The organism is Neobacillus sp. S1115 (assembly GCF_055385565.1).
Genome location: NZ_AP038275.1, coordinates 5634158 through 5646470 on the forward strand (window position 1 = coordinate 5634158; position 12313 = coordinate 5646470).

Annotated in this window: 15 protein-coding genes; 3 read left to right on the forward strand and 12 right to left on the reverse strand. The window is 45.1% G+C overall.

Annotated features, from left to right (window positions below):
• Window positions 1–134: 134 nt before the first annotated feature.
• The 5 genes from ACZ5B7_RS27565 to ACZ5B7_RS27585 form a co-directional block, all read right to left on the reverse strand.
• Window positions 135–341: a DUF2997 domain-containing protein gene (locus ACZ5B7_RS27565; RefSeq protein ID WP_464491756.1), complete on the reverse strand. Its 207-nt coding sequence runs from the start codon at window positions 339–341 to the stop codon at window positions 135–137.
• Between the two features lie 20 nt (window positions 342–361).
• Complete coding sequence (locus tag ACZ5B7_RS27570; RefSeq protein WP_464491757.1) at window positions 362–2053, reverse strand: AAA family ATPase; 1692 nt, start codon at window positions 2051–2053, stop codon at window positions 362–364.
• A 65-nt stretch (window positions 2054–2118) separates the two neighbouring features.
• Window positions 2119–2847 (reverse strand): ComEA family DNA-binding protein, encoded by a 729-nt coding sequence (locus ACZ5B7_RS27575; RefSeq protein WP_464491758.1) that lies wholly within the window; start codon window positions 2845–2847, stop codon window positions 2119–2121.
• Window positions 2848–2862: 15 nt separating this feature from the next.
• Complete coding sequence (locus tag ACZ5B7_RS27580) at window positions 2863–3315, reverse strand: hypothetical protein (protein ID WP_464491759.1); 453 nt, start codon at window positions 3313–3315, stop codon at window positions 2863–2865.
• A 5-nt stretch (window positions 3316–3320) separates the two neighbouring features.
• On the reverse strand, window positions 3321–3950 hold the full coding sequence (locus ACZ5B7_RS27585; RefSeq protein WP_464491760.1) for a 4Fe-4S single cluster domain-containing protein: 630 nt from the start codon (window positions 3948–3950) through the stop codon (window positions 3321–3323).
• Window positions 3951–4418: 468 nt separating this feature from the next.
• Between ACZ5B7_RS27585 and ACZ5B7_RS27590 the strand changes: the two genes are divergently transcribed.
• From ACZ5B7_RS27590 to ACZ5B7_RS27600, 3 genes are all read left to right on the forward strand, one after another.
• On the forward strand, window positions 4419–4808 hold the full coding sequence (locus tag ACZ5B7_RS27590) for a hypothetical protein (RefSeq protein ID WP_423799842.1): 390 nt from the start codon (window positions 4419–4421) through the stop codon (window positions 4806–4808).
• 189 nt (window positions 4809–4997) lie between these two features.
• Window positions 4998–5192, forward strand: a complete 195-nt coding sequence (locus ACZ5B7_RS27595; protein WP_464491761.1) for a hypothetical protein — start codon at window positions 4998–5000, stop codon at window positions 5190–5192.
• 3 nt (window positions 5193–5195) lie between these two features.
• A complete protein-coding gene (locus ACZ5B7_RS27600; protein WP_464491762.1) occupies window positions 5196–5441 on the forward strand; it encodes a hypothetical protein in 246 nt (81 codons plus the stop codon).
• A 79-nt stretch (window positions 5442–5520) separates the two neighbouring features.
• Here ACZ5B7_RS27600 and ACZ5B7_RS27605 read toward each other — a convergent pair whose 3' ends face one another.
• The 7 genes from ACZ5B7_RS27605 to ACZ5B7_RS27635 form a co-directional block, all read right to left on the reverse strand.
• Window positions 5521–6243 carry a calponin homology domain-containing protein gene (locus ACZ5B7_RS27605; protein WP_378586142.1) on the reverse strand — a complete coding sequence of 241 codons (723 nt, stop codon included), beginning with the start codon at window positions 6241–6243 and terminating at the stop codon, window positions 5521–5523.
• Between the two features lie 138 nt (window positions 6244–6381).
• Window positions 6382–6930 (reverse strand): 6-phospho-3-hexuloisomerase, encoded by a 549-nt coding sequence (gene hxlB, locus ACZ5B7_RS27610; RefSeq protein WP_464491763.1) that lies wholly within the window; start codon window positions 6928–6930, stop codon window positions 6382–6384.
• Entirely contained in the window at window positions 6931–7575 is a 645-nt protein-coding gene (hxlA, locus tag ACZ5B7_RS27615) for a 3-hexulose-6-phosphate synthase (protein ID WP_464491764.1), read from the reverse strand.
• Between the two features lie 225 nt (window positions 7576–7800).
• Complete coding sequence (locus ACZ5B7_RS27620) at window positions 7801–8778, reverse strand: LacI family DNA-binding transcriptional regulator (RefSeq protein WP_464491765.1); 978 nt, start codon at window positions 8776–8778, stop codon at window positions 7801–7803.
• A 303-nt stretch (window positions 8779–9081) separates the two neighbouring features.
• Window positions 9082–10362, reverse strand: a complete 1281-nt coding sequence (locus tag ACZ5B7_RS27625) for an MFS transporter (protein ID WP_464491766.1) — start codon at window positions 10360–10362, stop codon at window positions 9082–9084.
• 1 nt (window position 10363) lies between these two features.
• Window positions 10364–11326, reverse strand: a complete 963-nt coding sequence (locus ACZ5B7_RS27630; protein WP_464491767.1) for a sugar kinase — start codon at window positions 11324–11326, stop codon at window positions 10364–10366.
• Complete coding sequence (locus ACZ5B7_RS27635; protein ID WP_464491768.1) at window positions 11311–12129, reverse strand: sugar phosphate isomerase/epimerase family protein; 819 nt, start codon at window positions 12127–12129, stop codon at window positions 11311–11313. Before ACZ5B7_RS27635 ends, ACZ5B7_RS27630 begins: the two co-directional genes overlap by 16 nt.
• Window positions 12130–12313 lie beyond the last annotated feature (184 nt).

Here is a 12313-nt window from a genome sequence, read left to right on the forward strand (position 1 = left end):
AAAAAGTTGAGGGATTTTACCCAATGAACAGGCAGACTGATGCGAAGTGTAAAGATAGCCGGAGCAACAATGTTTACTATAGTAGCCTATAAAAAAAGAAGCCTCACCATTTTAGGGCAAGACTTCTAAATGATTTATTTTAAAATATTCTGCTGAGTTTGCTGCAGGTCGACTTGTTCGGTTTCGTAGAATTCCTTCGTATATTCCGCTTGGACGGCCTGGGCGTTAAGAATGTTTTCTAATATCAATATATAATCTGTACATTTTTCCCCTTTAATGCCCAATGTTTCCGCCTCAATCCGACCATCAGGAAAAATGCGGATTTGAAGTTTTTCCTCCATCTGCCCTCTTCACTCCCTTTTTAGAAATCGATTGTCCTACCGCCGCGGTTAAAGCGGACATCATCTGCATAACTTGGGCTATCTGCCTTTTCCAATCCGCCGCCTGGTACAAGCACAGGGTCTTTTCCATATTCTTTGAGATCCTCCTGCGGTGTGGCTGCAACAGCACGGACGTTGGCCCACTCGCGAATTCCGCGGATTTGCTCGGCCTGGGTCACTGACAATGGCACTGTGTTAGAGATGGCCTTTTCGAAATCTTGAAAGCGAATCGGGCGGTCATTGGAATATGCCTCAAATAAGGCATCAATGACCAGATGTTCGATTTCGGCACCAACAAAGCCGTCGCAGTTTCTTGCCAAGGTGTCCAGCACGTTATCCGTTAACTGGAAATCGCCCTTTACTTCCTCATCCTTGATGCGCTTCTGGATATGCACCTTAAGAATTTCTTTTCGCTCCCTGAGCGTCGGCAGGTCGACAAAGAAGATTTCATCAAAGCGTCCTTTCCGCATTAATTCCGGCGGTAGTCCGGAAATATTATTGGCGGTGGCGATGACAAATACAGGGCTTGTTTTTTCCTGCATCCATGTTAAAAATTGACCGAAAATCCGTGATGAGGTCCCGCTATCCCCGCCGCTTGTGATGCCGCTGAATCCCTTTTCAATTTCGTCAATCCAGAGGATGGACGGAGATATCGCTTCGGCAGTCTTAATCGCCTTTCTCATATTCTCTTCACTGCTGCCAACCAGCCCGCTGAAGATTTTTCCCATATCGAGTCTTAGCAAAGGCAGCTGCCACATTGAGCTAATCGCTTTACTGATTAAGCTTTTTCCGCAGCCAGGAACGCCCGTAATCAGCACCCCTTTCGGCGCGGGCAGGCCATATTTGCGGGCTGAATCGAGCCACGACTTGTTCCGCTTTGAAAGCCAGCGTTTGAGGTTTTCTAATCCGCCGACGTCCTCAATTTTCAAATCACTGGCGATGAATTCGAGAATACCTGTTTTCTTGATGATTTGTTCCTTCTCTTGCAAGATTACATTTAAATCATTGATGTCCAGCCGGCCATCTTCGACCATTGCTCGGGCAAAGGCATTCTCTGCCTCTGACAAGGTCAGCCCCAGCGCTGCTTTTGCGAGACGTTCCTTTTCTTCGGTGGTTAAGGAGATTTGGATTCTGCCCGTTTGCTGATTGACGCGAATCATCTCGTCGAGAACTGCCTGGATTTCCTGAAAGTTCGGCAGGTCGAAATCGACAATCGTGATGTCTTTTTGCAAATCATCCGGAATCACGAGAAACGGCGAGGTGAAGATGACATTGATTGGGCTCGGGCTTTGCTTTATTTTTAATAAAATATCCCTTAGCTTCCGGATCACCTGGAAGTCGGCATGCCGCCCCTGGCCGCCGAAATAGATATGAAAGTCCTGAAGCACAATGATGCTCGGTTTATCATGCTTTTCAATAAACTCGAGCACCTTCATCGGCTGTTTGCTGTCACCGATGCCGACCGACTGCCGGTTATGATCCTGAATCCCCTTTGTGATGCTCCAGGTAAACACTTCGCGCGGTGTTTTAATGAGCTCCGCGTCCTGGGCTACCGAGCGAATTAGTGATAGGACGCGGTCTTCCTCCCAGGTTTGGATATATAAATAAGGAAATCTGGCCTTCAGTAGGTTGGCCAGAAGTATTCTCGTTCCTTTTTGTTTGACGATAGCCATTTTTCTCCTCCTTATTTCCCCTATGTAAAAATAGGAAGCCGGAACCGCCCGGCTTGCCTACTTACTTAATAATCAATGACTCTTCCAGAATGGATATGCGTATCAGTATAGTCCGATTCAGAGAAAATCAGACGCTGTTTCATTTTTTCCAGCGTGTGCTCCTTCAATCCCATGATTTGCGCGAACTGTTCAAACGATTCGAAACCGCCCAGTTCCTCGCGTTTGACGACGGCTTTTTTTGCTAAAATAATCCCAATCTCAGGGATAGCGGCAATTTCCTTTTCCGATGCTAGATTAATATTAATCTTCCTGATTTCTTGGTCATTGGAAAAAAGCGGCTGGGTTGGCGGGGACATTGGTGAAGTGCTTGCCTCCCGCTGGTTCACGCGGGCCTCCCTTTTCGGCTGCGGCGGCGTTTGCGTCATGCCAAACTTCGCTTCCGCCTCCCGCCTAAGCTTCGAAACCTCTTGGTCCAAATACAATCTTTCATTAGCCTTTAACACATCCAATTGAACCAGATAGGCCGGGCGGATTTTAAAGGCATGGATAATCGGAACAATCCACAATGCCAGAAAAATCATTGCTTCAAATTCGGTGTAAGTCGGAATGAACGCCAGTAAGAAGACGGCCAAATAAATAAGTCCATAAATCCGCCAGCGCGCATTTTTAGCTTTGGTGCCGGCATAGAAAAATGCAATATAACTGGTCATGCCAATCGGCAGAAACGTGAAGAGGATCCACCAGCTGTTCAACATCTCCCATTTCCTGCCCCTGTCTGTATATACTTTCGCCAAGTCGTGCTCCCCCTTTTATCGATTCACCAAATAGGTGAGCTGGATGGAATGATCTTCGAGCAGTTCTTCTTTTTCTAAAACCATTCCCTGTTCCTTCGCCTTTTCTAGTAAATGTTGATAGACTCGCTGTTGCAGGTAATGGGTGTAGGAGCCCTCTACCTTCTCAATCCATTCCTCGAATGCCTTGATGTCGGCTGATTTCGGGAGGACAAGCGAGTAGCAGCCCTCTTCGTTGACGATAAACGTCACTTCGTTTTCATTGTTTGTTTTTAGTGAATCGAGTGTCTCTGCTTTTCGGAACGAGCAGCTCCACTCCTCGAGCGCTTGCTGGAGAAGGGACTCATCCTTCATCCTGGTTGGAAGGACGGTATAGTCCTGATTGTTTTTTTGCGAACGGTTGGCGATTCCTTCGACAACCTCTTTTGTGACCGCAATCGCCAACGGAACGAGTACAATTTCAAGACTCATGTTATTTATCTCCTTCTTTCGTAATCTAGTTCTAGTAACATATGTAAATCGATGGGCTCGGCCATTCCGTTGGCGGATATCGTTCCGTCAGGATGGAGCCTTATTTCTAGTTTGTTGGGAATCTGCGCCAGTTTGGTTTCAAGATGCTTATATGCATCCGTCAAGAAGCGGTACTGCTGGTTTTTCGAACCAACCCACGGACGGCTCAGGTCATGCTGGCTTTGGATGTAGGGGCCATCTATTAATAAATCCGTTTCTTTTAATAGGCTGGGCCAGCTTGGATTGGGCGACTTCAAAATCGTTTCATATTCATAGCCGGTAAATGTCACAACCGATAGCTTCAAAGCTTTTATTTTTTGCGCAAGGATGGTGAGGGCCTGGGCTTGGCTAAACGGCTCGCCGCCTAAAAAAGTGACGCCTTCCAGTTCAGGTGATGCTTCCAAGGTACGTTTGATATCTTCGTAGATTTCGTCAATATCCATTAAGATGCCGCCGTTAGGGTCCCACGTATGCGGGTTAAAGCAGCCCGCGCAGTGAATTGGGCAGCCTTGAACCCAGATACAGTACCTTAAGCCAGGGCCCTCCACCTTCGTTCTTTTTTCTATTCTCGACAGCCTTAACACAGGCAATGCCATCACCCACTTAAAAGGAAAATTCAGGTTTATTTTACCACAAGACCGTTAAGGGGGAGAAGGGCTGGGGGTAGGAATGGGTCTTTTGGCGGGGGAGGTGTTACTTCGGACAAAACTAGGGGCAAATGAATACAAAATGTCCGAATGACGAGCTTCTTCGGACAAAACTAGCAAAATTTTAACACGAATTGTCCGAATGACGAGCTCTTCGGACAAAATCAGGGGCAAATTAACACAAATTGTTCGAATGTACCGCTTCTTCGGACAAAATCAGCAAAATATTAACTCGAAATGTCTGTAGGACCTGCCGATATGGACAGTAATAGCCAAGAATTGCCGTGAAATTTCCCCAACCCTTTCCCAGAGCAGTGCGAGGCAGGCCACTGAATAACCGCTCCAACAAAGTCATATAGTTAGAAGTAGGAAGTTTTTGGGCGAGCCTTTTAAATTCGTAACAAAGGGGGGGAGTTTATGTTCAAGTTTTTTTCTCGGAAGAAGAAGCAGACGAAAAACGATGACGGAATAAACTCCCTTCTTTTAGATAAGCTGGACCGGATGATTGAGCTCCTCGAAAAGCAGCAGCAGGAACCAAACGGAAAGAGCATCCATATCGATAAAGTACAAATCGATTATCTGGAGAACATCACCTTTCAATTAGATAACATCGAAATTGATGAGTTAAGCGGGAAGCTGCTGATTGGCACGAACATTACCAGCTCTGATGATTTCGCCGCTTCGATTATCCAAAAGATTGACAAGCAGGAGCTAAAACAAGAGGCCATGTCTGAAGAAGAGGCCGCGCCCTCAAACGAAAACATTACCAAAACCTCTAAAGGCTTCCGTTTCCGAAATGGCGGCTAAAGGCAGGTTCCCCACGTCCCCCACGAAACCCCCGGCCTGCAGGTTCTTCGTTTGGACGGTTATACTTCCATTTTTTAAATTCATATGAACTGTGCTCGTATGGGTACATTTCGCCCAACCTCCGGAAAAGTTGTGTCATTCGCCCACACCCTGAATATGATAACGAAAAAAGAAATGGGCTGAATTCGGATGAAACTTTCATTGGGAAAGATCAGCATTACCAATATCAGCGACTCATCGGGGGTGTTCTTTGGTAAAAAGAATACCCATAAACAGTTTCACAGCGACACTACGATAAATGAAGTAATTGGGACTTTATCAGGAAATGAGAACACCCTAACTCACGGCTATTGGATCAAAACCAAAGGCAGGAAGGATGAGTAATCCGTGGCATCCCCCATTTTATCGCCGACTTTTCATATCGGCAACATCAAGATTGGCAGTATTCAAGCAGCCTCCGTGTTCAGTATCGGCAACAACTTCATCGAGGATTTTAAAAGCAATAAAAAACACAATCAGGGCTTGGGCAACATTCACGGCGACCGCAACAACTTTGCCCATACGAGTGCAGGGCTGACCAATTATGAAAAGGATCAGCAGGAACCCCAACAGGATCCCGCAAACAAACCTTAATTTTAAAAAAAGCCTCCAGAAAACAGGTGCCTGACCCCCGCTGCTTTAAAGTGTTAATGCAGCGGGGGTCAAGCACCCTTTACTCTATCGCATCAATTTCTACTAAATCCCAAGAGGTTACAATGGCGAGCGGTTTTTGCTGCTGTTCTCCGGTTTCTGTAATGATGACGGCCTCAAGCTTTTGATTTTTTAAGTGATATTGTTCAAAAATCTCTTCTACCTCGAAGATATCAATATCTTTGCCAACAAACTCGACACGGCGATTTCTTTTTTCAGAAAATAGCTCTCTTACTTCTACTTCGTCAATCACGATACTGTTGCCGGTTAGATGATTGGCAAACCAACCGATGATTTCCTCCGCCGTTAACAGCCACTTAAAACCGTTCTCATCATAAATAGGAAAAAGCGAAACGGATTTCTTTTGGATGACGGTTAAGATATCCTTTAGTTTAGCATTTTCATAATAGTAGAATACTGGTTTAGAAGCGATAGAATATGCCGCCTTTGGCTCTAAGAGCAACTCGGCAATCAGTTCGATTTTTTCAACTACAGCCTCATGCGGCTCCGCTATATAAAACCCTAGTTCCACCTTGTCATGGACAATGGAGTTCCTTAGTCGGGCAAACATTTTCAAGTCATGGTAGTACTTTCGAATAATCGAATGACGCGGAAACCCTGACCGAAGCAGGTCGGTAAACTTATCGGATCGTTCCTCCACTATATTCCGTTGCAGCCAGGCATGTATTTGGTTAAAGGCCACTTCGAATCGTTCTGATAGTTTTTGATTTTGCAATGTTTCCACGGATTTCAGCTCCCAAAGTTTCACAATCTATTATTCTCATATTATATCTTACAAACTTGTAAATCACTGCTTGGAAGTACCCTTTTAATTCAAAAAAAATAGAAAGGTGCCTGTCCAATATAACAGGCACCCTTAATCTTACTCCAAATTACTATGTCTCTTAAACGCATCGGCATGGTCAACTTCATTTAATTGGCTAAACAATAGGCAGATCGTGTCGAAAAGAATATGCACGCATTGGTCAAATAATGATCCAAGCGGCTGAATGGATTGCAGCTCGTTTTCACGTCGGTACTTCGTTGCTGCCGGCACATGAAGAATGTGATTAGCGGCACCAGCCAAGGCGGACTCAGGGTTGGTGGTAACAGCGACGACCTCACAGCCTAAAGATTTTGTTTTTTCAGCCGTCCAGACAACACTCTTGGTTGTGCCTGACCCCGAAACCGCAACCAACAGGTCACCCTCTGCAATCGAAGGTGTTATCGTTTCACCAACGACAAATACCGTCGCTCCCAAATGCATCAATCGCATCGCGAACGATTTCGCCATTAAGCCGGAACGGCCTTCACCAATAATAAAAATCCTTTCTGCTTTTTGCAGGCTGGCTGCCAATTCCTGCAGCTGTTCCTCTGATACCTTTCCTAATACCGTTTCTACTTCTTTTAAAATCGTTGGAATGAATGACATCTATACTCCCTCCAGCTGTAATCCGATTTCTTTAAATTTTGCCGCCGCCTCGGAGGGATTGTTTGCCTTTGTGATGGCTGAACCGATAATCACAACCGAGGAACAAAGTGATTTTTGCAAACCTTCAATGGAATCAAGCGTAATTCCACCTGCGGCTGCAAGTTCAACGCCTGCTTTTTGAAAAAATCCGCTGGATTCCTGGCCGCCGCGGTTTTGTGCCCCTAATGCCTCCTGCTCATCCTTACTCACATGCACACAAAAAATGGCATCCTGATAGCGGAGCAGTTCCCTTTTTTGTTCCTCAGTAGTATTCAACAGGTCAATCATGACCTTTTTATTGTATTTCTTGGCGACCTCCATACAGGCATCAATCGTTACCAGCGGTGATACGCCCATGACCGTGGCCACATCGGCCCCCGCTTGGAAGCACATCTCGAATTCATAGCGTGCATTATCGATGGTCTTTATATCGGCAACAATTGTTTTATGAGGAAATACCTGCTTTAACTCTTTCACACTATGGATGCCGAACTCTTTGATTAAAGACGTTCCTACCTCAACCCAATCAATCGACTCTTCAACAAATTGGGTAAGCTTGATAGCATCTGCAATCTCCATTCGGTCCAAAGCCAGCTGTATTTTCATATTGGGAATCTCCTTTCTTCAGTGATAAACCGTTTTACTAAATCGGTTTATTGAAAAATAATACTCTATCCTTGGTTCCCAATCAATAATGGGTAACTTATACCGTTTCTATGCGACCGAACCTTCTCGTTTTTTTAACTTATGGTCTTTTATTGCTCTGATAAACGACCATAAGGCTTAATTTTATTGCCTTACGGTCGTTTAAGCTACTGTTCCCCCGTTGTCCTATACTCTCCGGCTCGGAAAAACAATCTTTTCTGACACGATTTGCTCATTGTTAATTTGCGCAAACAGCAGTTCTGCTGCCTTGTTGCCCATTTCTCTGGCAGGCTGTACGATGAAGGAAATAGGAGCCTCTAGTAAATGCCCAAAAGGTATATTATCAAAAACAACGATTTCCAGGTCTCTACCCAGCTTGATGCCTTTTTCCTTCAAGAAGTCCATGACTACCAAAAAAGATCGGTCATTAGCGGCAAAAAGAGCAGTCGGCTTCTCTTTCGCAGAAAATAACGCCTCCAGATTACTTTTCATTTCCGTTAAACTTGCTTCAACGACAAGCTCCTCTTTCAAAGCCAAACCCGAATCAGCCAAAGCCTTTTGATAACCCGCAAGCCGTTCAATCCTCGGACTTGTGATTAGTGGCTGCACTACAAAAGCAATATTCTCATGGCCCTTCCCGGCTAGGTCCCGAACCATCTGGTATGCCGACTCGGTATTGTCCGTCACCACAGAAAACGCATCAAGGTCCTCCACTTTCCGGTCCACAAACACGAAAGGGTAGCCTTCCCGCTGCAATTTTTCATACAATTCATGATTCCGCCCGGTTGGAAAAATAATCAGTCCATCCACCTGTCTTGCTCGCAGCATTTCAATGTACCCTTTTTCCTTTTCCGGATCATCATCGGCGTTGCAGACAATCGCGTGGATTCCATGCCGGTGGCAAAAGTCTTCAATCGCCCTGATCACTTCTGTTGAAAAATAATGCAGGATATTGCCAACAATAATGCCGACCATCGATGTCCGCTTCTGCTTAAGGCTTCTCGCGATGATATTGGGTTGGTATCCAAGCTTTTCAATCGCTTCCTCAATCTTGGCCCTTGTCTTATCAGCCATATATTCATAGCGCTTATTTAAATATTGGGAAACAGTACTTTTGGATACGCCCGCCTCCCGGGCCACATCCGCCATTGTTACTTTTTCCATTATCAATCTTCCTCTTCTCTACTTTCATGTTGACTTCATTGTAACTATAAAAATAGTTATTTTCCAGTTGCAGTTTTGAAGAAGGAAGACGTGACGAATCCGAAAAATGCAGCCAACAGAAAGAAGGATGACTCCTAAGTGAATCAAGGTACCTGGTCCTCCGACGCACAACCAAGTCCTTGCCCCTCTCCAAGTCATCCACTCTTCCTTTATTGAATTTCTCTCTAAAACGTTCTATACTATTTTTGTGTGTTTTATCTATTGTTCAACCGTTTTGGCACAAATCCAAAACGGTTGATTTTTTTATGCACTTATTTTTACATTTGAAGATGCGCTGCCCATTTTTGCAGCTTTGATCGCCCAAACAGTCAGAATCGCTGAAACAAACAACGAACCTGCCATAAAGATGTATGATGCTCCGAATCCGCCGGTTGCCCCGTTCAAATACCCGACAATATACGATCCAACGAAGGAACCAAGCGCGCCCATACTGTTAATCAGGGCCATCGCACCGCCGGCCACATTACGAGGCAGGATTTCCGGAATGATTGCGAAGAACGGTCCATAAGGAGCATACATGGCGCCGCCGGCAATCACCAATAGGATAAAGGAAAGCCAGAAATTGCTTGCCCCGATTACATAAGAAACATAGAACGCAATCGCCCCAATCAGTAGGAACGGCCAAACGAACGCGCCGCGATTTAAAGTCTTATCTGAAAAATAAGATGCTGTAAACATAAGAATAATGGCTAAAACATAAGGTACAGAAGACAACCAGCCAGTTTCAATCATATCCATATTTGGCGCCGCTTTAATAATAGAAGGGAGCCACATCACAAATCCATAAACACCAATGCTCCATAAGAAGTACTGAGCACTTAACAAAATAACCGGTTTTGATTTAAACGCCTCGCCGTAATTTTTAACCGGCTTTATGCCTTGTTGTTCTTTTTCCAGCTGTTGTTCAAATTCAACTTTTTCCTTATCGGTTAACCATTTCGCTTGTCTTGGTTTGTCATCTACTAATTTCCACCAAAGGAATGCCCAAATGATGGCAGGAATCCCTTCAACAATAAACATCCATCTCCAGCCCACAGAGTTAACAAGGTAACCGGAGACAATTGACATCCATAACACAGTGGCAGGGTTTCCTAAAATCAAGAACGTGTTCGCGCGGGAACGCTCTTCCTTCGTGAACCACTGGCTGAGTAACACAAGCATCGACGGCATAACGGCACTTTCCACGACGCCAAGCGCAAAACGTATCACGAATAATAGCTTAATATTTGTGATCATTCCTGTAAAAGAAGCCAACAGTCCCCAGGCAATCAACGACCAGAAAATCAGCTTTTTCGCACTTTTCCGCTCCGCATACGAGGCACCTGGCACTTGGAAAAAGAAATAGCCCAAGAAGAATAGGGAACCAAGCAAGGAGGAAGTTCCCGCCGTAATGTGAAGATCCTTGGCCAATCCGGCAGCCGCACCGAATCCATAGTTGGCACGGTCAAGATACGCTAAACTGTAAGTGATAAAAGCAATCGGAATAAGGCGGAGCCATCTTTGTTTCGTAACCTTTTGATTCATGTTACTTCACTCCCTGGGAATTTTTTTCAATATAATTCAATAACTCTACTTTCGTTGGATAGCCATCGTTGTCGCCAGGAGCCTGAACAGCCAAGGAACCAATGGCGTTTCCTCGGACAACGGCGTCACGGATAGAAAGTCCCTCGAGCAGGCCGCTAATGACGCCAACCGCAAAGCCATCGCCGGCACCTACGGTATCAACCACCTTTTCAACTTTAAAGCCCTGAACGATTCCTTCTTCCACGGCAGTTTTATAATAGGCGCCGTCTTCGCCTAATTTGATAACGACGAGTTCAACGCCTTTTTCTAAATAAAAGGAAGCAATATCTGAAGGCTTGCGGTATCCGGTTAAAATTTCCCCTTCCGTAATCCCTGGAAACACATAGTCAGCCTCGATGGCCGCTTCATTGATGACCCTCACCATTTCTTCCTGCGACAACCAAAGTGACGGCCTTAAATTGGGGTCAAAGGAGACAGTCTTGCCGTTATTTTTCAAAAAAGATAAGGCATGCCTGGCAAAGTTCCGTGTCTCGAGTGAAAGGGCTAACGGAATCCCAGTCATATGAAGATGCTTGGCTTTTGAAAAATAAGCCTCATTGAAATCGTCCACTCCGAGATGGCTGGCCGCCGACCCTTTACGGAAATACTGAACCTCTGGGTCGCCCTCGGTCACCTTAGATTTCAGCTGGAATCCGGTTGGATAGCAATCATCTAATAGGACGCTTTTGATGTCAACGTTTTCATTTCCAAGCCGGTCGATGATAAATTTCCCGAAGGCATCATTTCCGACCTTGCTTACCCAGCCTGACTTCAGACCAAGACGTGCCAATCCAATTGCCACGTTCGTTTCGGCACCGGCAAGCTCCCTCGTGAATTGGCTGATTGTGTGCAAGGGACCAGGCTCAGCGGCCATAAACATCGCCATCGCTTCCCCAAACGTAATCGTATCTAGCTGCTGTGGCATAGTAAAGCCTCCTCCCATACCAATTCTATAAATTCTCTGATTCTTTCCTTGGGCCCAATCGAAAATTCAAGTGCCTTCACAATGTCTTGAGGGAAATGGTTCAACACCATTTTCCAGGTGTGGGTCCCTTCCTTTTGCAGCGGGATTGTCACCAGTTTCCCATTTTGCGTTTCAACCTGTTTTAAATGCAGGTAAACCACATACGGCGCGAGCTTCTGTAAAGCTTCTTCGACATCTTGGTTGGTATAATACCAGTTTCCCGCATCGAAGGTCATTTTAACAGAAATCACCCATCTGTCAGCGTTTTCAAAAAAGCTAAACAGGTGATGGACATTTCCGCCGTGAAAGGTCTGGTCATTTTCAACCAGCAGCTGGATTTCTTGGTGCCTTTTTAAAAAATCCCTTAAGCCGCTGAAATCGGAATGCTCTTCGCTAAAATGTCCCAGTGATACTTTGAGCCATTTCGCTCCAAGCATTCTGCCCTCTTGAAAAACAGTTGTTAATTCTTCTTCGTTTAATTGGTGACCCGCTTTCCACAGTTCGATTGGTGCAGAGTACACGGTGAACAGTCCGTGGCGATCAATTTCTTGCTTTATTCTACTAAACTGTGAACATTGTATTGGAGCTAGTTTCTGCCGGTTTTCTGTTATGTCAAACGATGAGACTGGTTCCGGCATAAGTTCGCGGCGAATCTCAATCCCATAAGCACCCGCTTCAGCTATAAGTCCGACAAAGGCAGCCTGGCCGCGTTCTAGGACCTTGGATCGATCAAAAGCATTTAACGGGACAATCACATTCTGCATGCTAAGGATCCTTTCTATGATGTGTTATAATTTTACTAAACCGGTTTAGTAAAACGATTTATCTAAATTATAAACCCAATGTAAGCGTTTTTCAACAATTATTTTTTCAAAGTAGCAAGGGTCAAACATTAAAGATTTTAGTAAGGATAAGGTGCTAACGCAGAAAAAGCGGGGGAACTGTTTC

Coding starts and splice junctions, on each gene's coding strand:
- ACZ5B7_RS27580 (WP_464491759.1), bottom strand. CDS start 3,315: ATGAGTCTTGAAATTGTACTCGTTCCGTTGGCGATTGCGGTCACAAAA.
- ACZ5B7_RS27570 (WP_464491757.1), bottom strand. CDS start 2,053: ATGGCTATCGTCAAACAAAAAGGAACGAGAATACTTCTGGCCAACCTA.
- hxlA (WP_464491764.1), bottom strand. CDS start 7,575: ATGAAAATACAGCTGGCTTTGGACCGAATGGAGATTGCAGATGCTATC.
- ACZ5B7_RS27620 (WP_464491765.1), bottom strand. CDS start 8,778: ATGGAAAAAGTAACAATGGCGGATGTGGCCCGGGAGGCGGGCGTATCC.
- ACZ5B7_RS27585 (WP_464491760.1), bottom strand. CDS start 3,950: ATGGCATTGCCTGTGTTAAGGCTGTCGAGAATAGAAAAAAGAACGAAG.
- ACZ5B7_RS27625 (WP_464491766.1), bottom strand. CDS start 10,362: ATGAATCAAAAGGTTACGAAACAAAGATGGCTCCGCCTTATTCCGATT.
- ACZ5B7_RS27635 (WP_464491768.1), bottom strand. CDS start 12,129: ATGCAGAATGTGATTGTCCCGTTAAATGCTTTTGATCGATCCAAGGTC.
- ACZ5B7_RS27565 (WP_464491756.1), bottom strand. CDS start 341: ATGGAGGAAAAACTTCAAATCCGCATTTTTCCTGATGGTCGGATTGAG.
- ACZ5B7_RS27595 (WP_464491761.1), top strand. CDS start 4,998: ATGAAACTTTCATTGGGAAAGATCAGCATTACCAATATCAGCGACTCA.
- ACZ5B7_RS27630 (WP_464491767.1), bottom strand. CDS start 11,326: ATGCCACAGCAGCTAGATACGATTACGTTTGGGGAAGCGATGGCGATG.
- ACZ5B7_RS27590 (WP_423799842.1), top strand. CDS start 4,419: ATGTTCAAGTTTTTTTCTCGGAAGAAGAAGCAGACGAAAAACGATGAC.
- hxlB (WP_464491763.1), bottom strand. CDS start 6,930: ATGTCATTCATTCCAACGATTTTAAAAGAAGTAGAAACGGTATTAGGA.